The organism is Burkholderia sp. HAN2018 (genome assembly GCF_024704855.1).
Classification (GTDB): Bacteria; Pseudomonadota; Gammaproteobacteria; order Burkholderiales; family Burkholderiaceae; genus Burkholderia; species Burkholderia cepacia.
On sequence record NZ_QOBB01000005.1, the window covers coordinates 49,298 to 75,294 of the forward strand.

The 25,997-nt window shown below is 62.2% G+C and carries 20 protein-coding genes and 2 pseudogenes; 8 read left to right on the forward strand and 14 right to left on the reverse strand.

Features of this window, described 5'->3' with window-relative positions; all coding sequences use genetic code 11:
* Positions 1–351: 351 nt before the first annotated feature.
* The 5 genes from DPV74_RS02180 to DPV74_RS02200 form a co-directional block, all read right to left on the reverse strand.
* Complete coding sequence (locus tag DPV74_RS02180) at positions 352–1,275, reverse strand: LysR family transcriptional regulator (protein ID WP_060082701.1); 924 nt, start codon at positions 1,273–1,275, stop codon at positions 352–354.
* Positions 1,276–1,398: 123 nt separating this feature from the next.
* Positions 1,399–1,947: an ester cyclase gene (locus DPV74_RS02185; RefSeq protein ID WP_091922907.1), complete on the reverse strand. Its 549-nt coding sequence runs from the start codon at positions 1,945–1,947 to the stop codon at positions 1,399–1,401.
* Positions 1,948–2,072: 125 nt separating this feature from the next.
* Positions 2,073–3,113, reverse strand: a complete 1,041-nt coding sequence (locus DPV74_RS02190; RefSeq protein WP_374702478.1) for a polysaccharide deacetylase family protein — start codon at positions 3,111–3,113, stop codon at positions 2,073–2,075.
* A 229-nt stretch (positions 3,114–3,342) separates the two neighbouring features.
* Complete coding sequence (locus DPV74_RS02195) at positions 3,343–4,668, reverse strand: MFS transporter (RefSeq protein WP_091923081.1); 1,326 nt, start codon at positions 4,666–4,668, stop codon at positions 3,343–3,345.
* A 45-nt stretch (positions 4,669–4,713) separates the two neighbouring features.
* Positions 4,714–5,106, reverse strand: coding sequence for a 5-carboxymethyl-2-hydroxymuconate Delta-isomerase (locus DPV74_RS02200; RefSeq protein ID WP_060082703.1), 393 nt, complete (start codon positions 5,104–5,106; stop codon positions 4,714–4,716).
* A 98-nt stretch (positions 5,107–5,204) separates the two neighbouring features.
* Between DPV74_RS02200 and DPV74_RS02205 the strand changes: the two genes are divergently transcribed.
* Complete coding sequence (locus DPV74_RS02205; protein WP_091922903.1) at positions 5,205–6,167, forward strand: LysR substrate-binding domain-containing protein; 963 nt, start codon at positions 5,205–5,207, stop codon at positions 6,165–6,167.
* Between the two features lie 226 nt (positions 6,168–6,393).
* Here DPV74_RS02205 and DPV74_RS02210 read toward each other — a convergent pair whose 3' ends face one another.
* From DPV74_RS02210 to DPV74_RS02220, 3 genes and pseudogenes are all read right to left on the reverse strand, one after another.
* Positions 6,394–7,104: an SDR family oxidoreductase gene (locus DPV74_RS02210; protein ID WP_119336426.1), complete on the reverse strand. Its 711-nt coding sequence runs from the start codon at positions 7,102–7,104 to the stop codon at positions 6,394–6,396.
* 20 nt (positions 7,105–7,124) lie between these two features.
* Positions 7,125–7,282 (reverse strand): annotated as a pseudogene (locus DPV74_RS02215) (alkene reductase); the annotation flags it as partial.
* A gap of 24 nt (positions 7,283–7,306) precedes the next feature.
* Positions 7,307–7,711, reverse strand: coding sequence for a hypothetical protein (locus DPV74_RS02220; RefSeq protein ID WP_059621536.1), 405 nt, complete (start codon positions 7,709–7,711; stop codon positions 7,307–7,309).
* 344 nt (positions 7,712–8,055) lie between these two features.
* Here DPV74_RS02220 and DPV74_RS02225 point away from each other — a divergent pair.
* A pseudogene (locus DPV74_RS02225) lies at positions 8,056–8,283 on the forward strand (IS5/IS1182 family transposase); the annotation flags it as partial.
* A 169-nt stretch (positions 8,284–8,452) separates the two neighbouring features.
* Here DPV74_RS02225 and DPV74_RS02230 read toward each other — a convergent pair.
* The gene (locus tag DPV74_RS02230; RefSeq protein ID WP_240439904.1) at positions 8,453–9,862 is read right to left on the reverse strand and encodes an alpha/beta hydrolase domain-containing protein; all 1,410 of its coding nucleotides are present in this window, start codon (positions 9,860–9,862) and stop codon (positions 8,453–8,455) included.
* A 690-nt stretch (positions 9,863–10,552) separates the two neighbouring features.
* On the opposite strand from DPV74_RS02230, the gene DPV74_RS02235 reads away from it, so the two are divergent.
* Positions 10,553–11,860: an alginate export family protein gene (locus DPV74_RS02235; RefSeq protein ID WP_091922899.1), complete on the forward strand. Its 1,308-nt coding sequence runs from the start codon at positions 10,553–10,555 to the stop codon at positions 11,858–11,860.
* 257 nt (positions 11,861–12,117) lie between these two features.
* Complete coding sequence (locus DPV74_RS02240; protein ID WP_091922897.1) at positions 12,118–13,071, forward strand: helix-turn-helix domain-containing protein; 954 nt, start codon at positions 12,118–12,120, stop codon at positions 13,069–13,071.
* A gap of 207 nt (positions 13,072–13,278) precedes the next feature.
* Here the strand turns inward: DPV74_RS02240 and DPV74_RS02245 are convergent, their stop codons facing one another.
* The 5 genes from DPV74_RS02245 to DPV74_RS02265 form a co-directional block, all read right to left on the reverse strand.
* The gene (locus tag DPV74_RS02245; protein ID WP_059651206.1) at positions 13,279–14,535 is read right to left on the reverse strand and encodes an NAD(P)/FAD-dependent oxidoreductase; all 1,257 of its coding nucleotides are present in this window, start codon (positions 14,533–14,535) and stop codon (positions 13,279–13,281) included.
* A gap of 400 nt (positions 14,536–14,935) precedes the next feature.
* On the reverse strand, positions 14,936–15,289 hold the full coding sequence (locus DPV74_RS02250) for a 2Fe-2S iron-sulfur cluster-binding protein (RefSeq protein ID WP_021157738.1): 354 nt from the start codon (positions 15,287–15,289) through the stop codon (positions 14,936–14,938).
* Between the two features lie 62 nt (positions 15,290–15,351).
* Complete coding sequence (locus DPV74_RS02255) at positions 15,352–16,353, reverse strand: sterol desaturase family protein (RefSeq protein WP_051392171.1); 1,002 nt, start codon at positions 16,351–16,353, stop codon at positions 15,352–15,354.
* A 548-nt stretch (positions 16,354–16,901) separates the two neighbouring features.
* Complete coding sequence (locus DPV74_RS02260) at positions 16,902–18,200, reverse strand: hypothetical protein (protein ID WP_134319457.1); 1,299 nt, start codon at positions 18,198–18,200, stop codon at positions 16,902–16,904.
* Positions 18,194–19,561, reverse strand: coding sequence for an MFS transporter (locus tag DPV74_RS02265; protein ID WP_240439905.1), 1,368 nt, complete (start codon positions 19,559–19,561; stop codon positions 18,194–18,196). The genes DPV74_RS02260 and DPV74_RS02265 overlap by 7 nt, the downstream gene beginning before the upstream one ends.
* Before the next feature lie 530 nt (positions 19,562–20,091).
* Between DPV74_RS02265 and DPV74_RS02270 the strand changes: the two genes are divergently transcribed.
* The 4 genes from DPV74_RS02270 (at position 20,092) to DPV74_RS02285 (ending at position 25,935) form a co-directional block, all read left to right on the forward strand.
* Positions 20,092–21,036 carry a helix-turn-helix domain-containing protein gene (locus DPV74_RS02270; RefSeq protein WP_048027883.1) on the forward strand — a complete coding sequence of 315 codons (945 nt, stop codon included), beginning with the start codon at positions 20,092–20,094 and terminating at the stop codon, positions 21,034–21,036.
* Between the two features lie 309 nt (positions 21,037–21,345).
* On the forward strand, positions 21,346–22,785 hold the full coding sequence (locus tag DPV74_RS02275; protein ID WP_048027885.1) for an APC family permease: 1,440 nt from the start codon (positions 21,346–21,348) through the stop codon (positions 22,783–22,785).
* A 275-nt stretch (positions 22,786–23,060) separates the two neighbouring features.
* Complete coding sequence (locus tag DPV74_RS02280; RefSeq protein WP_091923076.1) at positions 23,061–24,506, forward strand: aldehyde dehydrogenase; 1,446 nt, start codon at positions 23,061–23,063, stop codon at positions 24,504–24,506.
* A gap of 64 nt (positions 24,507–24,570) precedes the next feature.
* A complete protein-coding gene (locus DPV74_RS02285; protein ID WP_091922893.1) occupies positions 24,571–25,935 on the forward strand; it encodes an aspartate aminotransferase family protein in 1,365 nt (454 codons plus the stop codon).
* Positions 25,936–25,997 lie beyond the last annotated feature (62 nt).

Sequence of the window (25,997 nt, forward strand, 5' to 3'; positions counted from 1 at the left end):
ATCGGCGCTCGCTGACAGTCCCGTGCATGCCGGATCACCTTGGTCGTGTCCGGCTGCGAGGAAAACGGCGAGCGTCGCGTCGAACCCGGCTCCGTGTCGTCGCGTAGCGGGATCGCCGCTTCCCGAGCCGTACGAAGACGGCGAGCGGACATTCCGTGACGCGATGCCTCGCGCCCAGCCCACACGTGATGGGTCCAGGTCACCCTGGACAGGCGACGAGCATTCGCGGCATTTCCGGCACGACAGAAACGACTCGAAACCATGAGTGACGCCGACCTCCCCGCGACTCGCTCACTGGCCATAATGATCTGTGCGGATACAGGCCAAATCGTTAGCCGCCGATAAAGCGAGCTATCGCAGAAACGGCGCTAACGCTTCGGAAGCTTCGGAGAACTGCTTTTCGAGGAAGTCGAGCAGTGTGCGCACGCGCGGTGCCATATAAAGCGTGCGTTGAAAGAGTGCGTTCACCGGCACGTCCGGGCAACGCCACTCCGGCAGGAGCAGTTTCAGCCGCCCGGCCTGCAGATCTGCGCCGATGTCCCAGATCGACTTCATGGCCACGCCGCGCCCCTCTATCGCCCATTCGCGGGCAAGCGAACCGTCGTTCGTTTGACGTGAACTGTCGAGCGGTGCCGTGAACAATGCTGTCTCGCCATCGCGCGCGAAACGCCAGTTGTTCGCCGCGCCCGCTGCCGAAGAAAGTACGACGAACCGATGTTCACGCAAATCGTCGGGATGGTTCGGCATACCGTGCGCGGCAATGTAGTCGGGCGACGCACATAGTGCACGGCGATTGTCGGCCATGCGCTTGGCGACCATCGAACTGTCGGCCGGCACGCCGAAGCGGATCGCGAGATCGATGTCGTCCTGCAGCAAATGTGACAGCGAATCGGACAGGACCAGCGTCAGCGTGACGTTCGGGTGGCGTTCGTTGAATTCGTCGAGCCATCGACGTAGCACGGTGCGTCCGAAATCGGAGGTAGCCGACACGCGCAACGCCCCACTCACCGACGCCCGTCCGGCCTGCAATGCAGCGCGCGCATCTTCCAGGGTTTGCAGCGCATGCTGGCAATGTACGAGGTACAGGCGACCTTCGTCGGTGAGGCGCAGCTTGCGGGTCGACCGCTCGAACAGCTGAGTATGGAGTTCTCCCTCGAGCTTCACGAGCCGGGCGCTCGCCGCGGCGGGAGAGAGGCCGAGCTTTCTGCCGGCAGCCGAAAGACTGCCTTGGCTTGCCGTTTCAACGAAGAGGCGAATATCACCGAGATTGTCCATGATCGCGTCACGCGAAAATAATGATGGGTTGTGCCGCGCGATACCCCGCGTGGGCCCCGGCATGGTAACGCGATGCAGATCGAATCAGGAAAGGCCGACCGGCGAGATCGGCCTCATGCCCGTTTACCTGGCGACCACGCCGAGTTGCTGGAGGAACGTCAGATTGTCCTCGAGATGCCAGTTGTCGGTGATCTTGCCGTCGCGAACGCGATAGATGTCCGTCGCGATGAAGTCGACCACCTGCCCCTTTCCCTGCACGCCGTTGAAGCTGCCCGTGAAGTGACCGGTGAAGTGCAGATGGGTGATGACGCGGTCGCCTGCGACGATCATCTGTTCGACGTCGGCGTGAACGTCCGGCACGGCGCCATGGAAACCCTTCGATGCCGCGAGTGGCCCCGCGATGCCCTGCGGCCGGCCGGCGGGCAACGTGCGGTCGGTGAAATCGGCCGCCAGCGCCTCGCGAGCCTGGGCCTCGTCACCCGTGCTCCAGAAGGTATCGTAAAGGCGTGCCGCACGGATCTGTTGCTCGGCCTGATGCTTCGACAGACTCTTGTCGACAATCAGCGTTTTCGGCTGCACGAGATTGTCGTCGGTGGCGGAAACGGCCGGCAATGCGGCAGCAGCTGTGGCGGCGGCCAACGCGATGCGGGAAACGACGGTGCTGGTTTTCATGTCAGGCTCTTTTGCGGTGTGCTCGAAAAAAAATGAAATGAATCCGGAAATGATGCGGCTTTGAATGTTCAGGCGGGAATACGTACTGCGCGATCGCATCAGTGCGAAGCCGCTCGGGCAATACCCTAGATCGTCTCGCTTTCGCGTACCGTAATCGGGCTTTTCAGTACGAACCGTGCAATGTCGTCCTTGCGCATGAACGCAACGCCGGGATGGCTCTTCGCATAACGCAGAAACGCGTCCCATGCACGTGTCATCTGCGGCGTTCCGCTGATACGGTCATGCGCGCTGATCGACATCATGCGTCGACGCGATCCCGCCTCTTCGTACAGCTGATCGAAATCGAACTTGATCTGTTCGAGGAATTTTTCCGGAGAGTAATTCCGGCCCTCGACCAGCAGGATGTCGTTATTGCGCAGTGTGTACGGAACCACAACGAAATCCTTGCCGTTGACCTTTTCGATGAACGGCTCATCACGGCTCGTATCGTCGATGTGATACACGTAGCCGAGCTCCTGCAGCAACGACAGTGTGTTCGGGCCGCGTCGCAGCCAGTTCGCGTTATAGCCGATCGGGCGTTGACCAGTCACCTCTTCCACCATCGATCGCGCCTGGATCAGGAACTCGCGTTCCTGTGGCCGCGACATCGCGTACTGCGAGTTCCACGTCGGCCCGTGGCCCGACGCTTCATGGCCACGCGCCACGATCTCCCGAGCAATCTCCGGATGCCGCTTCGCTGCCTCGCCGATCATATGAGCCGTCACCTTCACGTCGTGGCGATCCCAGAGATCCAGCATCCGGGGAATCCCTTCGCGGTATCCATACGCAAACCACGCTTCGGCGGCCAGATCGGCGGGGACACTCGCCGGGAAATCGACCTTCGGGAACGGATTGTCGGCTCCCTTCGGGGGCTGCCCACCCGCCTCGAACTGCATCGAGATTGAAATGACCAGCCGCGCGCCGTCGGGCCAGAATTCTCCCCGCCCGGGCGCAGCGACCGCGTTCGGTTGGGAATGACTCGTTTGCGCGCCGACCTGTGCCGTTTGAAGCATCGCACCGACGGCGAAAGCACCCGCGCCGACACCGGCCTTGGTCAGGAAGGAACGGCGCGTCGGCAGGTCCGGCGCCCGATTGACTGAATCACGATCCGTTTGATCGACCTGAATTGCCATAGTTGAGCTCCACATGACGCACAAGCGCGTCTATGTCACCGCGTTGCGGTGCATGATGACGAATGAACAGATATTGAATGTCGCGCCAAACCGTGCGCTTGGGACTAATTTTCGGCAAACGCCCATATTTTGAAAATGGGCCTTGAAATGAATAGACTTTCAATCCAGACCAAAAAATTCGGATCCCACCGAGACAGGTCGGGCAAACTCGGCATGCGTCTCTTCAATGCCTCGCCGCCCGCCGATAAATCGCGGTGAGTAACGCAGCCGCCAAAGCACTCAGTGCCAGCAACATGGTCGGCCCGATCGCATCGTGATGACGGTCTTTCAACCACCCGAACGCGATCGGTCCGGCGAAGCCCGCAAGGTTTCCGAAACAATTGATCGTCGCAATCCCCGCTGCCGCGGCCGTGCCGGTCAATCGCATGGTCGGCAGATGCCAGAACAGAGGCAATGCCGTCAGCGTGCCCGCAGCGGCGAGTGAAAGCCCCGCGATCACGGCCGGCAGCGCGCCACTGAACGATGCGCTCAAAATGAAACCAACCGATGCCACACCGGCGCCGCCTACGACATAGGCCGCCCAGTTACCCGCACGGTCCGCGCTACGTGCTCCGACATTCATCGCCAGCACCGCAATCAAATACGGAATCGCACTGCAAACGCCGATCCATGACAGTTTCGTCAGACCCGTGTCCTTCACGAGCGTCGGAAGCCAAAAGCCGATTCCGTACAGACCGACGAGAAGCAGGAAATAAATCGTCGTCAGCAACACCATCTCCGACGCCGACAACCTGGATGCGCGCTGCGTCTCCTCGGCACGACCTGCATTGACATCGAGGCCTCGCAACACCGCATCCGCCTCTTCCGGCGACAGCCAGCGGGCATCGTTCGGGCGGCTCGGCAGCAGATAATGCACGGCGAGGCCCACGACGACCGTCGGCAAGCCTTCGATTACAAACGTCCATTGCCATCCGGACAGCGCCGCGAATCCGTCGAGATTCGTCATGATCCAACCCGACAGCATGTTGCCGACAATGCCTGCGACCGCCGTCGCGCTCATGAACAACGTCGTCATCCGGCCGCGCCGGTGAGCAGGAAACCAGTAGGTCAGATACAGCACGATGCCGGGGAAAAATCCGGCCTCCGCTACGCCAAGGATCAACCGCTGCAGATAGAAAGTGGCGGGAGAATGTACCCACGCAGCAGCGGCCGAAACAATACCCCAGGTCACCATGATGCGAGCAATCCACACGCGCGCGCCCACACGATGCAGCATGAGGTTGCTCGGTACCTCGAACAAGAAATAGCCGACGAAGAATATCCCCGCGCCGATACCGTAGACGGTGTCGCTCAATCCAAGATCACCTGCCATCTGCAGTTTCGCGGCCCCGACGTTAACCCGGTCGAGATACGCAAGAACCTGAGCCACCAGAAGCAACGGCATCAGTTTCCAACCGATGCGTCGATAAAGTGCGTCGAGATCCGCGGGCAACGAGTCTGCCGGGATTGCTTTCCGTTCGTCGGGCGTCTCACACCCGATGCTGCGCATGATGTCCATTTCAGTCTCCATGAATTGTTGTTGATACGTGCCACGTCATGCAGAAGCACCCGTCTCGGCGTGGGTCCCGTCACGAACAGTCTTGATGTACGGCGCGCCGCTGAAATCGCAGACGAGTACGCAGCACTGCCATCCGAACGCCGGCTGGATACGCTCGACGTCGTCTCGCACGACGTCGTGAATCAGTCTCCCCATTTCGTGCAGTACCGGCTCGCTCCTGGGTTTCGTCAGCAGCAGCCTGACGACGACGAATTCGTTTGTCGGATCATCTCCGGACAAGAACTGCTCGGCCGTATAGGTGCGGCTCTTCAATTCGGATAGCAAAGCATGCCCTTGTGCCGCGAGCCGTTCGTGCAACGTGCCCGTCAAGGAGCGGAAATCGATCAGTCGCGCAATCCCGGGCGTGGATTCGATGATCAGGTGCGGCATGTCTTCACCTCTGTTGAAAAAATGCGTGGGTGAGAGGTTAGGATTCGGATCACCTGATGTAAATTAATGTTTCGCGCATCAATTCATTAGCCCTTGTTATGTATTCAGCCATCGATCTTCGCCTGCTGCGCAGCTTCATTGCGGTCGCACGCTCCGGCAGCGTGACCCGCGGGGCAGCCCGACTGCATTTGACTCAATCGGCACTTTCGCAGCACCTCCGTGAGCTCGCGGATCTGCTCGGCGTGACGTTGTTCGATCGGGTGGGTCGCGGCATTCTGCTCACTCAAGCGGGAGCGGACCTGTTCGCGGAAGTCGAGCCGCTCCTGGAAAAACTCGACGTGACGCTTGCCAACGTCCGGAACCGCTCGCTCGAAGTTCACGGCACATTGCGCATTGGTGCGATCGACACCTACGCACGATCGCTCGTGATACCGACGATATCGACGCTACTCGCCCGGCATTCTCAGCTACGCGTGTCCGTTCACGAACTCCCGGCCGCGGCGATCGATCAAGGGCTGATCGAAACTGAACTGGATATCGGCGTGTCGTTCTCTCACTTGTCGAATGCGGACATCGAGCAGAGAACGTTGTTCACGGAACGGCTGGCGCTCGTCCGGCGATCCAAGCGTCGCAGGGCCGGAAAGACCGTCAGCCTGCAGGAAGTTGCGCCCCAGCCGCTCGCGCTGCTGAATCGGACATTCGCCATGCGCGGGCAAATCGACGCCGCATGCGCGAGTGCAAACATTGCGCTGAACGTTCGCGTAGAGGCCGCCAATGTCGATTCGCTGATACGGCTCGTCGAGCATGCCGACTACGCAACAATCGCGAGCCCGCTGGCAGTGCAGGCCGGCTCGCGAATTGAAACGACGACTATCTCGGACGACGGCCTGGCGCGCATCGCTGCGTTGCGCTGGCGCCGCGGCAGGACCTTTACACCCGCCATGGAACGTTTTGAAGAAGCGATGTTGCAAACAATTCGTTCGTCTGGCCTGGAAACGCCAGACGACGATTCGGCACGCATGTCGGAGCCGTCCCGCCGTCCGCGTATTCGACAGCGCTGACGGCATCCTGAACATGCCCGTGGCGTAGACGTAACGGCTGTTCAGGAGGCGGATACTCCCCTTCGCCCCAACTCCGGACGGACGTGAGCGATTCACGAAGGAGTTCCGCTAAATCGCGGACGCGCGGTACCAGCAAGCGGCCGTAAAGGAAGATCACGCGCAACGGCGCGGCCCGTCAGGTTCGATGATGTTTTGGGTTCACCGGCACGCGTCCCGACGCAGCGTACTACGCGATCGCGCCACCACCGTCTACCAGCACCGTCGAACCCGTCGCATAAGGGGTCGACGCAAGGTAGAGCACGGCGTTCGCGACGTCCTCGGGTTGTCTAACTCGACCGGCCGGCAATCGCGCCGCGGCGCCTTCGTACATCCGGTCGCGTGCTTCCGCATCGATCTTCGACCAGAGAGGCGTCGCAATCAGGCCCGGGGATACCGTGTTGACACGTACCGGAGCAAGTTCAAGCGCAAGTCCTCTCGCCAACGATTCAAGCGCCGCATTGATCGCGCCTTGCAAGACCGAATTCTTGCTCGGCCGCACACTCAGAAAGCCCGACACAAACGTCAGGGAACCACCTTGCCGAATGCGGACGGCCCGTGCGATGCGATACGCTCCCCAGAACTTGCTGTCCATCGCCGCGTAGGCGTCATCAAGCTCCAGACCACGCACCGGCCCCGTGGCTGTCTGGGCGGCCGATACGACAACGTGGTCGAATTCGCCCGCCGAATCGAGAAATGCACGTACGCTCGCGTCTTCGGTAATGTCCATCACGCCGGTACTCACGCCATAACCGATCCTGTCTTTGCTCGCCGCCAGCCTGGCCGCATCGCGCGATGCAATCGTCACTTTCGCTCCGGCCTCCGCAAATGCATGTGCGGTCGCTTCACCTATCCCGGAGCTTCCGCCAACCACCAACACCCTTTGATCATTGAGTTTCATCGCCCGTTTCCTCCGTTAAGAATCTGTCCTTCGAACGCCACCGCCGATGGCACTACCGGCAACGCACCATCGTGGAAAGCCGGGGGCGACATCCTGCCTGCATGCCAGAGCTGTAAAAAGATGCGCCCCCTCCCTCTGCATGCACCGCCTCTGTCACGTTACGCCGGCCTTCGATCTGTGCGTCACAATCCGACATACCGATTCAAGCATTCTTGATATCGCCTTGATCATTGGATGCGAGTGTCGTCACGAACTCGACGCAAACGCCCGGAGCAATAGACACGAACAGCTGTCGCTCGTTTGACAACGGCACGTCGCTCAATGTGTAGTCGATCCGCCTGGTGGTCAGCCGCTCGATCAACGCCTCCCATTCGCGACGCGCGTCGATGCGCAGCGCAATATGATCGATACGCGGTGTGCTACGACCTTTTTGCGCAGGAAGCGTCGCGCGCGTAACGTGAATCATCGGGTGACGATCGAGGTACAACCAATAGCCGTCCACGCTGAACGGCGGTCGGGGCCCGGTATCGAGACCGACAACCTCATCGAAAAAGCAACGGGTACCGTCGATGTCATCGGTAACAATGGTGGCGTGGTCGAAATGCATGGCTCATGCCTGTACGAGGGTGCGATGTTGTATTTTGTTGCCCCCGGTCGATCTTGATAATTGGCTTCGCGATTGAATGATTTTCAACGATGACAAGAAGATGGGAAGTGCATGTTTCCACGCTCCCGATCAGCCTGGTCAGTGGCCGGGAAGATACGGGAAGGTCAACGGAAAATGAAAACGGGTGCAGACCATGGTCTGCACCCGTTACGTCCCTTCCGCATCCCGGTATACCCCGTCACGAATCGGTGGTGACTGTAGCGCGACTCCGTCACTGGATCGGCTGCGACGATCAAGCCGGGATTGCTCGTCCCGGTGTGATTCGCGACCTCGGTCAGACTTCTCAAGGTGCCTGCACGATCGACGGCCGCACCTCGCGACACGCCGGTAATGGCATCAGCCAAGTGATTCGCAAGCGCATCGAAGAGCACTTTGGCTGGTGCAAGACCGTCGGCCGGATTTGGCAGTCCGCGTATCGCGGCATCAAACGGGTCGACCAGCACTTCAAGCTGACGATGCTGGCGAGCAACCTAACTCGAATAGCTCGAATACGGGAATCGATGCCGCTGGGAGTGGAACGGCGAGCCGCTCCTGCGCAGCCGTTGCGCGGCAACGCGTCGGTTGGCCCGCTGACAAGCGGGGCATCCGGCACGATCCGCCAGCGACTCAACGGCCAATTGCATACGAAACCCATTTAAGTAGCGCCTCGGTCGTCACAACGAGGCGTTTTTCAACAGCCTGCTAGAAGTCCCCGGGTTGCGCAATCGGCCGAAGCGTAGCAGCATCGTCCGGCAGGAGATAACGCTCCTTGATCGACTTTGCTTTCGCCGCCTCGAATTCCTGCTCGTAGTTCTGGTAATTTCCGTACAACTTTCTCATCTTGCTTTTCGAATACGGAATCTTCGTGTCGTAGATCAGACCGCAACCCGTTTCCTGGTCGGTCATGTAGGTCGCGGACGGCACCTGAATCCAGGGTGGACGGACTCCTCCCTCCATGTTTCCAGTTACCAGATCGCGCACCACGGCCTTTCCGTTGCGGACGACCCTCGGCGCCTTCGGCATGGTCTCGCCGTTCCGCACCCATCTATCCATCCCGTCAAGGATTGCCGATACGACGTCCTCCACCGGCTCGTCATAGAGCGTTCGGCAACGCGGATCGTTACCCTTGCCGATATCGGCGGCCACCCACTCCTTCTCACCCGTGCCGAGATCGGCCTTTCGCAAGTGCGGCATGCCCGTAACTTCGTAATAACGAAGCTTGGGGCTGTCGGTGTCCGGCGGCAGCGGAATACCGGCGAGCACATCGTGCATCAATTCGGATTCGCTGAAAACCGTCACGAACGGTGCGTCGTCCGGCATCTCGCGCGGAACGCGAATGGATTCACCCCCCACCTCGCCATAGGCCATGCGCCCCGCCATGTACGCGTCGATCAAAGGACGACCGTCAGGCATCCGCCATTGCTGGTGACGCCCCTGGTCGAGATAGTCCATCCATACTTGCGCCGTCACGGCCCAACTATCGACATAGACCCGCCGAACCTTCAGTGGCGCGAGCGGACTTTGCGGCGTATCGGACTTCAGCATCAGCGCCAATTGCGCACCGATGCCTTGCGATTGCGGAATGAAAGGGTCCGGCACGTTGCCCAGCACGAAATGCTCGGGATCGTAATACACGCCCAGCGGCGCATAACGCGCGTAGTCGAAGCGACGCATGAAGTCGAAATTGACGATGTTTCCATACAACGCGATCTGGTCCGCCTGCTCCTTCGGCGTGTCCGATATGAACTTCGGATCGACCGCCGGCTTGTTGCTATTGAGCGTGTATCCCACGTAGGCGTATCCGCGACTCAGCAGATATTTCCGGGTAAGGATCCAGCCGGCGCCGCGCTCTCCGAACCAGCTGAACGGCTCGATTATCACGGTTCCATTGAAGCGGGCCGGGTCGGTCGGTGCGCGGACGAGAATCCGTGTCAGGTACGGCGCCTGGAACATCGTCTTCCCCGTCGCGGTAATGACCGGGGCGATACCGGATAGGTAGTATTCCTTCTCGGTGTACCCGTATCTGGCCAGATCGATATATTCGGTTCCAGGGCGGGAAGCCGACGACAGAGGCAGCTTACCGGAGGGTGGAACTTCGACGACGGTGGGCATTTGCGGGACCTCCGCGCGAACCGGTGCGGCCGTACCTGCCACGATCCAAACTCCCATCAAGACAACGTATCGGGTTTTCTCTATCAGACGGTGCATGTGAATGTTTCCACTGTTGATGAGCCTGGTCACTGCGCGAAACACGTGACCCACGGCGTCGCTTCACGAATGTCTTTCGGGCATCCCACGCCACGCTGCGACGAAAGCGCCACCCTTCCGTTTCCGGCATCTCGTATTCGCTGATGAGCGGTATTGCCGCGCGGGCTTTTCCTTCATGCGGCGCGGTGCCTCCGCGATTCCAGTTCGCCCTGCCGCCACCCCGCTGCACGGTCGACCAGGGAAGCACACCCGTCGGCGGCTCGACGCAAGTCATTAAACAGCGTCTCCAGACAGCGGTTTATCCAGAAATGGCAACTCCATACGGAACCGGGGGAATACCCTCGCGAAAGGAAACCGCCAACGGCAACGGCTCGATTGCACCGCCACGTTTCGCATCGCCGCCTGCACCCGACCCTCGTACTTTGTGCTGATTTGGGCTACCACCTCACGGCATCGCGACTGAACACTCGAACCCGCGATTCGCGGTGCTCGTGATGACTTCAATGACGCGCTGTCTCCCGTCGACAGCGCGCGCTGCGCAGGCACACCGCGTGCAGAAAAACTCCAGTGCGCCGCACATTTCAGGACAATTCCATGTATTCCGTTATCCGAATTTTGTTTCCGGCGCTGATCGTCATCGGCACATTTCCGTCGCCTGCAAGCGCATACGAGTTCTACAACGACGGGAGCACGAACATCGACGCGAATCTGAGCGTGGGCTACGGGTTCTTCAGTGTCCAGCGCAGTTATATCGACCGTCCGGGCGCTACCCGATGGCAGGAAGGCTATCTGAAGTATGGCTTGAGCGGCGGCACGGCGATCCCCGGCGCAGGGTCGATCTACGGGGCCGTGAGTCTTCTCGGCTCCGCCACGTGGGGCGACGGCGACCCCGGCGGCTTTACGACCGGCCGCGAACGCCGCAACGCGCTCGAGGACGCCTACCTCGGCTGGAAATCCGGCGACTCGATTCCTGCATTGGGAAAGGACGGCATCGATATTTCCGCCGGCAGCCAGTACGTCAACGTGGGCTCCGGTTTCCTGATCAAAGGAGACAAAGTCAGTGCCGGCAGAGCTGTGGACGACGGCCGCTACGATCGCGGCGGCGCTTACTATCTGGCATCGCGCGTGGCTTTCTCGCGAACCGCAGTGCTGCGACTGGGCGGCGACACCGGATGGCATGGAAGCGCAATCTGGCTCAAATCAAACAATCATCTGCAAGCCGATACCGAGCTGGCCGTAGGCACCCTGGACTATACGGCCCAGCCGGGAACGCTCGGGTTCACCTTTGTCCATGGCATCAGCATCGACAAGCGATATGTCAGTACCCCAAGCCGCCTCGATCGCCCGGGGATGAACACGTACAGCATTCGAGGCGACGGTGACGCCGGGATCTCCAATACGCACTTCGCGTTCGAATATGCATACCAAACCAAACGATCCGGCAACGACAACGGGTGGTATGCCGAAGCCGGATATACGTTCCAGAATGTCCGGTGGCAGCCGTCGTTGAGCTATCGCTACACGCGTTATTCGAAGGATTTCGACTCGCTGTTCCAGGGTGGATTCGGCAATCGCTACCAGGGTGAAATCGCATCCAACTATTCGTTTTCATACAACTTCAATACGCGCATCCATGACGTCGGGCTCACAGTCCACCCGTCCGAAAAATTTACCGTGACCCTGATGTATTTCAACTTCCGGACGTTGTCCAATCGCTCGACCCTCGATCTCGACGCGTCCGAGCTGACACTCTATCTGGATTGGGCTCTGACCAAGCATCTCCAGTTTTCCCCGAACTTCGGTGTCTACAAACCGCGAAAATACGCTGCAAACGGCGGAAACCAGACCGGCAGCGCGGCCGCAAACTTCTATGCCAACCTGATGATCGTCGCGAATTTCTAGCGCAATCTTCGATCACCCCGCCGCACATCGCATCGCCGACATCGGACTTCGTGGCAGTCGCAACTGCTTACGGCGCCTCGACACGCCGAAGTTGACGGAGTCATCGGACCGGCGGACGGGCTCGCGCGTCCCGGCTCGACATCCGCGGGTTTCCCCCGCTGGGATAACACACGATTTGTTCGCAGAATTTCTCCTGCCCAAAAAACGATCAGTCGCCCTACGCACGTCCTTCGCCGCCCCCGTCGAGGTTTCCTGTCATGAAGAGCATCGACCGATTTGATGACGTGAATGCCCACGCCGCGTCGATCAAGCACTGGAATCAAACCTACAGCCAGATATCGGCGGGTTCGCTCGAAAGCTCGCTGATGCAACTTGCGAGCGCGCGCTGCCACCTTTTCCGGGAACGGATAAACCAGCGCGTCGTTCAACACGGCGAAGCTCCGTCGGGAAAGATTTGCTTCGCCATACCGATTTCGGCGTCCGGACCGGTCGTCATGCAAGGCCGCAAGGCAGACTGCAACAGCGTTCTCTTCCTGCGTAGCGGCGAGGAGTTCATGTTTCATATGCCAACGGGCATGGACATGCTCTCGATCAACTTCGATCGCGATATGTTCGAATCGGCACTATCAACCCTTGCGAACGCCCACGCGATCAACACGCTCCTCAAGCAACCCGTCATCACGTTGCCCAGACAGCGCCTGAACGCGTGCCGCCGTCGCCTGCTTGCGATATTTTCCGAGGCGTTCGCCGACGACGAAGGCGGCACCATCCAGCATGACGAAGGCGCGTTCGAGCAATTCGTTCTTCACGAAATGATTCGACTGATCAGCAGCCCGGATTGCAATCTACGCCAACGCAACGGCAGTTCCACCCAAAGTTTCATCGTCGAGAAATGTCATCACCTGACCATGTCCGAGAGCGTCAAGGTTCCCAGCGTGATGGAGCTGTGCCGGCAACTGCAGGTCAGCCGGCGTACTGTGCAGAACAGCTTTCGATCCGTGACCGGAACGACGCCGTTGAATTACCTTCGGTCCGTGCGGCTCAACGGCGTGCGTCGAAGCCTGATGTCGACGCATCCATCCAAACTCCTGATCGGTGACGCCGCCGCCCGATGGGGATTCTTCCACATGAGCCATTTCGCCGAGGACTACCTGGCACTCTTCGGCGAGCTGCCTTCGCATACCAAAAGACCGGTTCGGAACGACGGATAGAAGCCGGACGAGCCGGCGCGGTCCGATCACCGAGCCCGACCGCGATGCAGGGTGCCTCGCACCCATTCCGACGGCTGCGGCCACCACCCTGCTCGTCATCTTCCGCGACCGAATCCGCTGCCGGAGCGCACGCGGACTCACGTGATGGCCGACATACGACCGGTGACTCGCGTGCGCGAGGCGCCTGGTGTACCCCGAAAATGACGGTCAATTCACCTGTCCGGCGTCGATCATGGATCTGAGATCCGCGGTCGGGTCGGCCAGCGTCGCAGCGGGAATACGCGATCGCTGGGCGATCAGCTTGCGCGCCAGCACGTGGTCCGACGGCCGGTTCACGGAATGCGCAGCCGCCATCGCACCGTCGTGCAGGTAGAACACCGTAAAGCGATCGCTGGCGGGTGCACCGCGCAACACCACCTGGTCTCCGGACGATGGCAGACCGGCCATCTGGAATCTCAGGTCGTGCTGCTCGCTCCAGAACCATGGTACGGCCGAAAGCGGTTGAGGCCGACCGACCAGCACCGAGGCCGCGGCGCGCGCGCCGTCGCTGGCGGCCTGGATAGATTCAAACCGCATTCTGGCTGGACTACCCGGGAAAGGCGGCTGCGCCATGTTGGCCACGTCGCCGACGGCCAGTACGTTCCGCACCGAGGTGCGGCCCAACGCATCGACAAGGATGCCGTCGTCGCAGGCGATGCCGGCGGCATCGGCAAGCTCCGTGTTCGGCAATACGCCGATCCCTGTTACGACCAAGTCGCAATCCAACGTGCGGCCATCGTCGAACTGGACTGCCTCGACGCTACCCTGACGGCCCAGCAGCGCCCGTACGCTGCGGCCCAGTTCCAGCGAGACGCCGCGCCGGCGGTGCGCATGCGCGACATAGTCCGACATGAACGCCGGGAAGGCGCGCGCGAGGAGGCGAGTCTGGCTCTCGACCACGGTAACCCGCGTTCCAGCCGAGCTCAGCGCGGCCGCGACCTCCAGACCAATAAACCCGCCGCCAACGATGCACGCGCTCGAGCAACGGCCAAGCCTGCGCTGCACCGCCAGCGCATCGTCGAGCGTGCGCAGTTGATGCACGCCCTGAAGCTCAGCGCCGGGAACCGGAAGCGGGCGGCAGCGCGCGCCCGTCGCGAGTGCAAGCCAGCCGTATTCGAGATGCTCGCCGTCCGCCAGCCGCACGCGGCGCGCGGCCAGATCCAGCGCTGTAGCGCGCTGCCCCACGCGCAGATCGATGCATTGTTCAGTATAGAAATCCGGGCTGCGCAGTGCGAGCTGGCCCATGCCGGTCTTGCCCGTGAGCAGGCCCTTGGAAAGAGGCGGGCGCTGGTAGGGTGCGTGCGGCTCGTCTCCGATCAGGACGATAGGTCCATCGAATCCCAGTTCGCGCGCAGCCGCGGCGAGATGAGTTCCGGCATACGAGGCACCGACGATAACGAGCGGCGCTTTTTGTGAGGATGTCAAAGTTGTCTCCCGAGGAAACGCCCTGGCAATCCACGGGTTTGAACCGGATCGGCGTGCGGAGTGCGCACCGGAACCGGCTGTCGAGGACGACGTTCGCCGGCAAACCGTCGCTTCGACAATCGCGCAGCCGGAACGATGTTCGACGAGGTGGATCACTTGCCGGGCAGTACGGACTCCAAATGCGTTGAAGAGGATGACGAGCGTGTCTCGCCGACAGGCAATCGGAGACGCCCACGCGAGCGCGTCTCCGATCGCCGAACCGGCCGCGGCCCCCGTCGATGCACAACGCGCACGAACGGGCACGAAACACGAAGATTCGCATTCGCGCCCCGGTTCATCGCCGTCGTACTCCGTCGAAGTACGCGCGCCGAGCCGTCAGGAACAGGCTCGGGATAGCCGCCTAGCCTTGCTTCTCGGGCATTCTCAGCACCAGGCCGTGCAATTCTCGTGTCAACTTGATCTGACAAGCGAGCCTGCTGTTCTCCTGCGTTGCACCCAACGGCTCGAGGAGGGCAAGCTCGATCGCCGGATCGGCTTTGCCGGTCACGCCGAGCCAGGGTTCGTCGACATAGACATGGCAAGTCGCACACGAGGCCTGGCCGCCGCAAAAGCCGTCGATACCCGGCACTCCATTTTCCAGTGCGGTCTCCATTGCATTGGCGCCGTCCGGCGCGACCACGACGTGCTCGTCGCCATTCGCTTCGATATAGGTAACTTTTGGCATATTCAAGAAAGGTGATTTTTTAACGAGCACGCGCGACTCTGTTCGATATCGAGTCGTGCGTGCGGCCTGGATATCCGCCCGTCGGCGAAAACTCACTCGTGGGTCGGCGTCACGGTATCCTGGCGAGCGCCGATTTGAAGCAAACCCTGCCAGAACGAAACGAATGGCTCGAGATAGAAACCTCGCAGGGTTTTGTGAGGATTTTTTTCCCCAAACTCCACTTCATTCAGCCCCCAGCGCCATGTTTCGTTCTTTTTCGGCAGATAAAGGGTTCCGAACATCCAGTCCCATACCGTCAAAATCACCCCGTAGTTTTTATCTCGATGCGGCAGCTCGATGCTGTGATGGAGGTTATGCATGACAGGCGCGAGCACGATACGATTCACCCAGTTTCCGTACGAAACGTGCACGTGTACGTGAGACATCGTGTCGACGACAAAAAAGGAAACGTACACCTGAATTCCGATCACGGTCACGGTTCCCGGATTGACAGCGGTTCCGGTGGCGTAAAGCAGCAAGCCCAGCATCACGCCAGCGAAAAACGACGGAATCGTGTTCAGAAAAAAGAACTCAACCGGGTGTTGACGAAAGAGCGTCCATGGCGTCAGCGTTTCGGCCGTATGGTGCGGCTTGTGCAGTGGCCACAGGACGGGAACCTCGTGACACCAGCGGTGCACCCAGTAGCCGGAAAAATCCAGAGCCAGAAAATAGATAGCGAACTGAACCGCAACCATTTTCCAGTCGGTGTGCATCAGAGGCGCTCTCGCCCCGAAATACGTCGCCAGAAAACCCGCCAGATTGTCCGCCACCGATATCGCATTGATTGCGACGAATACAGAAAGTGGAAAACCGATCGCCAGAAGAATAATGCCGTTCCATCGGTCGACGCGAGCCGACGCGTGATCGTACTGGTCCTTCGGAAATACGGACCTCACCACCGCCCGTAACGTCACCGGCTCTCGTTCTTTTCTTGCCAGGAACGCGACCCATGCAACTACCACGAAATAAATCGGAAGACCCCATGCCCACTGCCGCAGCATTCCGATGGTCGGGTCATAAAAGTCAGCAACCGAGCTCCATATCTCATTTAGCATCTTCGTCTCCGGGATTGCATATTGTCACGAGCCAGGGCAGGGCCGCGAGTCGCGCACGCCGCGCTTGCCAGGTACCGTCTATGCCCGCGGCCTGTTCGACGCAGAAGGAAGACGCGGCCGTCGGGATAGTGCGTTCATGGTGGTCTGCCGCCCTCCCACGGGCCAGTAACGAACGGTGGACGAACGGTTAACGAACGTTTTTTTGGTGTTTTCGCGTGACCGGACAACTGCAATTCCCGGGGTAAACCCGATTTCATCGCATCGCGGATGCCTGCGTATCGCGGGCATATTGACTCCGGCGTGCATTGCGCCCGCTCTTCTGCTCCGCTCGCTTGCGGCGCGCACCGGTTCGCGCCCAGCCGAAATAACGACGTCTCGAAACGGGAGGAACGGGTGGAGAAATAGAAGACGGCGCGGTATCGGGCATTCAATCTCGATGCGGCATCGAGAGCACATCCGGATCGCCGTCGAAACAGGTGCGTTCCGCATGCTCACCACGATCTCGAGCCCGGACCGGCTCCATGGATCACCGTACGCAGCGCAACTTTTTATTTTGGTTTTGCGGGTTCGCCGGCTCCGGCTTTTTTGGGCGCAAGCTCGCTTTCTCTTACAGGCCACATCTGGCCGACCTTCAGATGGCGAACAATGACCGGCTTATTACCGACGTTCGACGGTCCGAATGTACGGACTTCATACAGTGCCTCGAACGTGTTATCGGAGCCGAGACTCTTCTTCAGCTTGTCCAGTTCGGATTTACTCGACGCAACATGTATCGCCTCCATGAGCGCAGGATCCCTGGTGCCAGCAATAACGACGATATGATTTCCCGATGAGCCCGGAAAGCTGGCTATATATGCATAGTCGCGGCGCATAATCCCCTCGGTCGAAGGGTTGTCCCAGTCGGATTGAAACTGATTCCCGCTCGCCCGATCGACAAGCGTATCGCCGTCGTCCGACAGAGAGAAACCCGAGATATCGCAAAGCGGTTCTTTCAGGTCCGCCAGATTCCTCAGCAAACCGACATAGACGAGATCGTGAGTCCGCAACATATTGTTGGTGAAGCGCGACATCGCGATGGATTGCAGCGACGGCAGCTCACCGGCTCGCGCGGTCGCAATGATGGGAGTAATGGCAGCCATAGCCGGCGCCACACCTTCAGGAAGGGTGTAGGTATTCAAGTCGATATATTTTTGATTCTCGCCCGAGGTCCGCAACCGGTACTGACCCAACTCATCCGCAGAGTGAATTCGGGGGTCGAGTATCAGGCGGGAAACCTCGTTGTCGGAATCCAGCTCGCCGAAAACATAATCGCCGCCATAAACGACAAGAGTCGGAATATGGCTCCCCGCCAGCGCACTCCAGAGATTGGTCCCGAGGCGAGCGTCTCCGGCGGGATTGCCTGCGAACCAGTTCCAGCAAATCAGATTGAGCCCGACGAGAAGCACGGCGCCCCCTGCGAACCACATCCAGGCGCCGCGTCGCAGGCGGCGGCGCGGTGCGGCACGTTCGTCTGCCTCGGCCGCAGCCGGCGGAACGACGACGAGCCGATATTCCCCGCGCGGAAGGGCCAGGCGTTCACCATGCTCGTCCGGTGGCAGTTCCTCGAGTTTCTTCCGTAGCCGGTGGACGTGCACCCTCACGGTCGCATCGGCGGCAAGATCCACGTCGATGGATTTGCCGAAGACCGTTTGCGCAATCTCGATTTCCTTCGGTGCGGCGTCGGCCAGCGAACGTTCGAGCAGTAATTCGAAAAGACGATTGATCTGCGACGATTTTCCGAGCACGCCACTTTTTTGAATGCGTTCCCCGTGAGCAACGAGCCGCCTTGTGTCTTTGTCCTCTAGCACGCTCGACCTCCCCGGCTTGTACGGAGACACGCCCGTTCGCTCGCCGCGCGGCGCGGCGGCAGAGTACGCGGCACCAGGCTCGTCACCAGCACCGAACCGACCACCAGCAGCCCCGCGACCACCCCGAGCCCGGCATGCGGCGTCCCCGTACGCGCAAACAGGAGGCCGACCAGCCACGAACTGAAGGCGCCGCCGAGCGAACCCAGCATGCTGATCACCGCGATGCCCGCCGCCGCCGCGCGACCGGTCAGTTGTGCAGCCGGAATCGTCCAGAAAACGATCGGCACGGTGAACGCGCACAGCTGCGCGATCGCCAGCAAGGCCACGGTGATCCATACGTGGCCGACCGAGAAGCGCAGGAGCAGTAGACTGCACGCGGTGACGAGCATGCAGACCACCGTATGCCACCGGCGCTCGCCAAATCGGTCGGAACTCCATGCGATCGCCACGTTTCCGATCATCGTGAACACCGATATCAGCCCGGATAACCAGCCGATTCCGGAGACGCTCGACACCCCGGCCGACTTCAGCACCGTGGGCGACCAGAACGTCACCGTACCCATCCCGACGTAGATGCAGAAATAGATCGCGGCAAGCCCCAGCACGCGACCGTTGCCAACGATGTCGACAACGCCGACCCGGTCATGGCCGACCACGGCCGAGGCCCGCTCGGCGTCCAGATCGCGCAAGAGCGCCTGCCGGTCCAAAGACGACAGCCATGCCGCCTGTTCCGGCCGGTCACTCAGCATCAGCGGCGCAACCAGCCCGAGCGCGATGGCCGGCAACCCCTCGATCAGAAACAGCCATTGCCATCCGCGCAACCCCATCACGCCCTGCATGTGCGCCATGATCCAGCCGGACAGCGGTCCGCCGATCATTCCAGCAACCGGAACGGCGAGCAGCAGCATGCTGTTGACACGGGCGCGCACCGCGTCCGGAAACCAGTACGACAGGTACAGGATCAGGCCCGGAAAGAAGCCGGCCTCGGCGGCGCCGAGCAGAAATCGCACCACGTACAGCGACACGCTGCCGGTCACGAACATCTGCGCCACCGTGCAAAGGCCCCACAGCACCATGATGCGCATCAGCGTGCGGCTCGCGCCGATGCGCGCCAGCACCAGATTGCTCGGCACCTCGAAGGCGGCGTAACTGATGAAGAAAATGGCCGTCGCGGAGCCGAACACGGCTTCGCTCAAGCCGAGATCCTGCAGGAACTGCAGCTTGGCGAACCCGATGTTGACGCGATCGACGAAGTTGATGACGTAGCAGACGAACAGAAACGGAATCACGCGCAGCGCGATCCGGCGGTACAAGACGGCAGGGGGTGATTCGGACATGGACCGCTCCCGGTAGGTGGACATGCATCGGCAGTCGCGTGCGTTGCTCGCGGCTGTAATCGGCGGCGCCATGCATGCGCACGGCCAGTCGAAGCGCCACGGGAGAATTATACGAATCTCACAATTCGGGATTCATTGGTAGTTAACACGAGAAAATCCGCCGGGCGCCGCCTGCACCGCATCGCCAACCTTCATTCGTCAGTTTTGTAAGAAAACATCGAGATCCTGCGGATATCACGGTCATTTCGCCTACACTGCAAGGTATCGCGTCGTATCGCACGTAAACCCCCATCATAAAAATAACTTCAATCTCATATAATGAGATTTACAAAAACAAACGGCCGCGAGCGTCAACGGGATTTTCGATCGCGTCACCCGTTGTTTTTTTCTGGATATGATCGTCGGCGGGACCGGCCGCATGGCACGGCATCTTCGGAAGCCGTCCATCCGGGCGAATCCAGGCGAACCGCGCGCATCGCGCGCTGCCCGCGCCCGGGCAACCTGCGTCGGCCTCGGCCGGCATCGAATTTCAGACGGTATGCATCAGCCACGCCATGAATCTGCACGCTGAAACACTGTGCTTCTCGGATGTGTTCCTCCATTCCCAGGCGATCGTGAACTGGTCGCAGCACTACGACCAGATCAGTCCCGGCACCGCAACGACCACGCTGCGCCAGGTCGCCGGCCAGCGTTTCCACGTCTTTCGCGAACGCATCAATCAGCGCGTGATGCAGCACGGCCTCGCGCCGCGCGACCGGCTCTGCTTCGCGCTGCCGATCGTCAGCGCGGTCGCGCCCGTGGTCCAGGGGCGCACCGTCGAGCGCCCGAGCCTGCTGACGCTGCGCGGCGGCGAGGAGTTCGTCGCGCATCTGCCGTGCGACACCGAGGTGCTCGCCTTCACGATCGATCGCACGCTCACGGCCGATCGCGAACTGGACGAACTCGCGAACCTGCCTGCCCGCATCCTGAAGCAGCCGGTGCTGCCGATCTCGCCCGCACGCTACGGCCATGCGCTGGACGGGCTCGAGCGCGTGCTTTGCCAGGCGCTCGACAGCGGTTCGCTCACCGCACGCGATGCATTCGACGAACGCGTGCTCGCGCACAGTGTCGTCGGCATCCTGCTCGACCTCGTGCAGTCCGACGATGCCGATGCCGGCGCGCTGCCGTCGGCCTCGACGCAAAGCTACATCGTTCGCCGCAGCCAGGAAATCGCGCTCGAATGCGACGACGTGCCGACGGTGATCGATCTCTGTCACCACCTCAGAATCAGCCGCCGCACGCTGCAATACAGTTTCCAGAACGTGGTCGGCACGACGCCGACCGCCTATCTCCGCTCGATCCGGCTGAACGCCGTGCGGCGCTTCCTGATGACGACGCCCGAGACGATGCGGATCGGCGACGCGGCGGCGCAATTCGGCTTTTGCCACTTCGGGCGCTTCTCCGCGTACTACCAGCAGCATTTCCACGAGCTGCCGTCACACACGCCGCGCCTGAGCTGAGCCCGCGAACGACGCATGGTGGCGGCGCATGGTGGCGGCGCATCCGGGTAATCCCCTGCCGCCCCCGCGCATGCGGATTGCCGATAACGGACAACGCGCGTGATTTAGGCACCGTAAATTTTTGTCGTCGGCCTGCTTGTGTGCGCTTCACCGCATCGAGCGGCCGTCCAAGCGCACACCTGTGTCGTCGTCGGTGGTCGGCCGCCGGCATCCCTTGCCGGCTCGTCAGGATCGGCGCGCGGCACGGGAATATCGATCAGGCATGCCGGTGTCGATTCCTGACGGACGATCCGGCCAGCGGGACTACTCATGAACGAATCGTCACCCCGGTCCGAAGCGGGGCTCAGCAAGAACGCCGTCGGACTTTCACACATCGTTTTCTTCGTCGTCGCCGCGGCCGCGCCGCTCACCGCGATGGTCGGCGCGACGCCCGCGGCATTCTCGCTCGGCAACGGCCCCGGCGTGCCCGGCGTATTCGTGCTGGCGGGCGTCATGTACCTGATCTTCAGCATCGGCTATGCCGCGATGAGCCGGCACATCTCCAATGCGGGCGCGTTCTATGCGTACATCGCGAACGGGCTCGGACGCCCCGCCGGCGTGGGCGGCGCGTTCGTCGCGATCGTCGCTTACAACGCCGTGCAGATCGCCATCTACTGCATGTTCGGCTTTTTCCTGAACGACAGCATCCAGCGGCACTACGGCGTCGACGTGCCGTGGTGGGCGTTCGCGCTCGCATGCGTCGTCGCGGTCCACGTCTGCGGCGCGCGACGCATCGAGTTCAGCGGCCGGCTGCTCGGCATGCTGATGATCGGCGAGATCGCGATCGTGATGCTGCTCGATCTCGCGATCGTCGTGCACGGCGCGAGCACCGGCGGCTTCAGCGCGAAGCCGTTCAGCCCCGCGCTGGTGTTCGCACCCGGGCTCGGCACCGCGCTCGTGTTCGTGCTCGGCTCGTACATGGGCTTCGAGGCGACGGCGATCTTCTCCGAGGAGGCGCGCGACCCGAAACGTACGATTCCGCGGGCCACCTACCTGGCCGTGATCCTCATCATGGCGTTCTACGCGCTGTCGTCGTGGGCGATCGTCGAGGCGTGGGGCGAGGGGCAGATCGCCGCACAGGCGGGCCGCGATCCGGCCAATCTGTGGTTTGCCGTCAGCGGCCGGCTGCTCGGCGGCATCGCGACGGACGCGATGAACGTGCTGCTCGTCACGAGCCTCTTCGCGGCCATCCTGTCGTTCCACAACACGATCACGCGCTATTTCTACGCGATGGGCCGCGAACGCGTACTGTGGCGCAAGCTCGGTCATACGTGCCCCGTGCATCGTTGCCCGGACGTCGCCGGCAAGGTGCAGACGCTGATCGCGCTCGCGGCCATCGTCGGGTCGGCGGTGTTCCGCCTCGATCCGTTCGCGGTCGTGTTCTCGTGGATGAGTGCGCTGGCCACGATCGGCATCATCGCGGTGCAGATCCTGGTGGCGGCCTCGGTAATCGCATTCTTCGCACGCGATCGCCGGGACGCCAGCGTCGTGCACCGCCTGATCGCGCCGCTCGTCAGCGTGATCGCGCTCGGTGCATGCCTCGTGCTGGTCGTGCGCAACCTGTCCGTGCTGAGCGGATCGGATTCGACCTTCGTCGCGATGTTTCCGTATTTCCTCGTCGCCGTCGGCGCGCTCGGCATCCGCGCCGCGCTGCGGCTGAAGCGCAGCGATCCCGACCTGTACCGCGAACTCGGGCGCGCCGCCCAGTAGCCGCTGGCCCGTAGCCGCGGCCCGGACGGTGCCGCGCCGCCCCGTCGTCCCGTTACGCCCTCCCCGGGCATTTCCCGCTGCCGACGCGACTCGCAATGCGTCGCGCCGGCACGGGTATTCCCTATCCCGATCGCACAGCAACGATTGCCGATAGCGGACAAGGCGCGCGATTTCATCGACATACAGTGAAAGCGACGTCGCCGCAGCACGGTGGCAGCCGCCCTCGCCGCCGCCCCGTTCAGCCCGACGATTCGCCCCTGTGAAACATGGACACCATGATGAAAATTCAGAATCTGATCGGCGGCAGGCATTGCGATGCAGCGACCGGCCGCACTTTCGAAAAGCTGGCGCCGGCAACCGGCGACTACGTCGCCGCCGTGCCCGCATCGACCGCCGAGGACGTCGATCGCGCGGTGCGTGCCGCGCACGCCGCGCTGCACGACGACGCGTGGGCCCGCGCCGGCGGCTCGGCCCGCGCCCGCTGGCTCCTTCGGCTCGCGGAGCTGGTCGAGCGCAACGGCAATGCGCTGACGGAATTGCTGGCCGTCGAACAGGGACGCCCGCTTGCCGAGATGCGCATGATGGACCTCCCGATGTGCATCGACACGCTGCGCTATTTCGCCGGCTGGGCGGACAAGCTCGAGGGCCGCACGATTCCGACCGACGGCTTCATGGGCCGACCGACGCTCAGCTACACGCGGCGTGCACCGGTGGGCGTCGCCGGTCTGATCATTCCGTGGAACGCGCCGTTGATGATCGCCGTGTGGAAACTCGCGCCGGCGCTCGCGGCCGGCTGCCCCGTGGTCATCAAGCCGTCGGAGGACACGCCGCTGGCCGTCGCCCGGCTCGGCGAACTCGTCTGCGAAGCCGGCCTGCCCGCCGGGGTCGTCAACATCGTTCACGGCGTGGGCGCGGAAGTCGGCGCCGCGCTGGTCGCGCATCCTCTCGTGAACAAGATCAGCTTCACCGGCAGCACCGAAGTCGGCCGCGCGATCGCGACCGCGGCAGCGAAAACCTTCAAGCGCGTCACGCTCGAACTCGGCGGCAAGGCCGCGCAGGTCGTGTTCGCGGATGCCGATCTCGATCGTGCGATTCCGTCGCTGATGGCCGGCATGTTCGCGAACCAGGGCCAGACGTGCGCGGCCGGCTCGCGCGTGCTCGCGCACCGCTCGATCGCGCACGCGCTCGAAGAGCGGCTTGCCGAGGCGGCCCGGGCCATCCGTGTCGGTCCGCCGTCGGAGCCCGGCGTGCAGATGGGCGCGCTGATCAACCCGCGTCACCTCGCGCGCGTCCGTGCGCTCGTCGACGGCGCGCTCGCCGAAGGGGCGGTCATGCTCGTCGGCGACGAACAGGTGCCGCCGCGCGGCTGCTTCATGCGACCGACGATCCTGGGCGGTGTCCATCCGGGCATGCGAATCGCCCGCGACGAAGTGTTCGGCCCGGTCGGCATGGTCATGCCGTTCGAGACCGAGAACGAGGCCGTTCGCATCGCCAACGACACGCCGTTCGGCCTCTCCGCTTCGGTGTGGACACAGGATGTCGACACCGCGCACCGCGTCGCCGAGCGGCTCGACGTCGGCGCGGTCGCAATCAATGCATGGAGCCCGATCGACGCACGCCTGCCGTGGGGCGGCACCAAGCAAAGCGGGATCGGGCGCGACCTGTCGAAGGCCGCGCTCGATGCATACCTCGAGGAAAAGATCGTCACCGCAGCCCTGTGACCCGCGGCGCACACCACGTCGCACCCCTCTGTTCAAGCACTTCGTAAGAGAGACGAGAGACACCATGGACTATCAAAAGCGTCAAAAACGATTCTGGCATCCGATGAGCTCGGCCGCCGCCGGCCATACGACCCCCACCGTCGTCATCGCACGCGGCGACGGCAACTACGTGTACGACGTCGACGGCCACCGCATGCTCGACGGCGTCGGCGGACTGTGGAACGTCAACGTCGGCCACAACCGGCCGGAAGTGAAAAGCGCGATCGCGCGGCAGATGGACGAGCTGTCTTACTACCAGACCTTCGACGGCGTCGCCCATCCGCGCGTCTACGACCTGGCCGACCGCCTGTGCGCTATGTTCGCGCAGGAGGACATGCAACGGGTGATGTTCGGCAGCGGCGGGTCCGACGCGATCGAGACCGCGCTCAAGATGGCGCGTCAGTACTGGGTCGCCGCAGGCGAGCCGTCGCGCACGAAATTCCTGTCGCTGCGCAACGGCTATCACGGCGTACACATGGGCGGCACCTCGATCGGCGGCAACGGCGTCTACCATTACAATCACGGCCCGCTGCTGCCCGGCTGCGTACTGCTCGACACGCCGTGGCTCTACCGCAATCCGTGGAACTGCGACGATCCGCAACAGCTCGTCGAGCACTGCATCCGGCAGCTCGAGGAAACGATCGCGTTTCACGGCCCGCAGACCATTGCCGCGTTCGTCGCCGAACCGGTGCAGGGCGCCGGCGGCCTGATCGTCCCGCCGGCCGATTACTGGCCGCGCGTGCGGGCCGTATGCGACCGCAACGGCATCCTGCTGATCGCCGACGAGGTGGTCACCGGCTTCGGCCGCACCGGCAGCCTGCTCGGCAGCCGCGGCTGGGGCGTCGCCGCCGACATCCTGTGCGTCGCCAAGGGCATTTCTGCCGGCTACGTGCCGCTCGGCGCGACACTGTACAACGGCCGGATCGCCGACGCGATCGAACATGGTGCGGGCTTCTCGCACGTGGTCATGCACGGCTATACGTACAGCGGGCATCCGCTCGCTTGCGCGGCGTCGCTTGCCGTGCTCGACATCGTCGAGGCCGAGGATCTGCCCGGTAATGCGGCGCGGGTCGGCCAGCGCCTGCTCGAGCAATTGCTGCCGCTGAAGGCCGACTTCGAGACGGTCGGCGACGTCCGCGGCAAGGGACTGATGCTGGCGCTCGATCTGGTGACCGACAAGGCCAGCCGCACGCCGCTCGATCCGGGACAGGGGGTCGCCGCCCGCGTGGCCGATGCCGCGCGCAGGCGCGGCGTCCTGGTACGGGCGATCGCGAACAAGGTCGTGATGTCGCCGCCGTTGACGCTGCAGCAGGACGAAGCCGACTTCATCGCGGTGACGCTGCGCGAAGCACTGCAGGAATGCTGCGCGGATTCGCTGGCGATCGCCTGAGCGCGCGAAATAGCCTGGCGCACGGGCCTCTCGTCGAAGGTTCGTGCGCATCGCCACCCGGC

Coding starts and splice junctions, on each gene's coding strand:
- DPV74_RS02180 (WP_060082701.1), bottom strand. CDS start 1,275: ATGGACAATCTCGGTGATATTCGCCTCTTCGTTGAAACGGCAAGCCAA.
- DPV74_RS02185 (WP_091922907.1), bottom strand. CDS start 1,947: ATGAAAACCAGCACCGTCGTTTCCCGCATCGCGTTGGCCGCCGCCACA.
- DPV74_RS02195 (WP_091923081.1), bottom strand. CDS start 4,668: ATGCGCAGCATCGGGTGTGAGACGCCCGACGAACGGAAAGCAATCCCG.
- DPV74_RS02200 (WP_060082703.1), bottom strand. CDS start 5,106: ATGCCGCACCTGATCATCGAATCCACGCCCGGGATTGCGCGACTGATC.
- DPV74_RS02205 (WP_091922903.1), top strand. CDS start 5,205: ATGTATTCAGCCATCGATCTTCGCCTGCTGCGCAGCTTCATTGCGGTC.
- DPV74_RS02210 (WP_119336426.1), bottom strand. CDS start 7,104: ATGAAACTCAATGATCAAAGGGTGTTGGTGGTTGGCGGAAGCTCCGGG.
- DPV74_RS02220 (WP_059621536.1), bottom strand. CDS start 7,711: ATGCATTTCGACCACGCCACCATTGTTACCGATGACATCGACGGTACC.
- DPV74_RS02230 (WP_240439904.1), bottom strand. CDS start 9,862: ATGCCCACCGTCGTCGAAGTTCCACCCTCCGGTAAGCTGCCTCTGTCG.
- DPV74_RS02235 (WP_091922899.1), top strand. CDS start 10,553: ATGTATTCCGTTATCCGAATTTTGTTTCCGGCGCTGATCGTCATCGGC.
- DPV74_RS02240 (WP_091922897.1), top strand. CDS start 12,118: ATGAAGAGCATCGACCGATTTGATGACGTGAATGCCCACGCCGCGTCG.
- DPV74_RS02255 (WP_051392171.1), bottom strand. CDS start 16,353: ATGCTAAATGAGATATGGAGCTCGGTTGCTGACTTTTATGACCCGACC.
- DPV74_RS02265 (WP_240439905.1), bottom strand. CDS start 19,561: ATGTCCACCTACCGGGAGCGGTCCATGTCCGAATCACCCCCTGCCGTC.
- DPV74_RS02270 (WP_048027883.1), top strand. CDS start 20,092: ATGAATCTGCACGCTGAAACACTGTGCTTCTCGGATGTGTTCCTCCAT.
- DPV74_RS02275 (WP_048027885.1), top strand. CDS start 21,346: ATGAACGAATCGTCACCCCGGTCCGAAGCGGGGCTCAGCAAGAACGCC.
- DPV74_RS02280 (WP_091923076.1), top strand. CDS start 23,061: ATGATGAAAATTCAGAATCTGATCGGCGGCAGGCATTGCGATGCAGCG.
- DPV74_RS02285 (WP_091922893.1), top strand. CDS start 24,571: ATGGACTATCAAAAGCGTCAAAAACGATTCTGGCATCCGATGAGCTCG.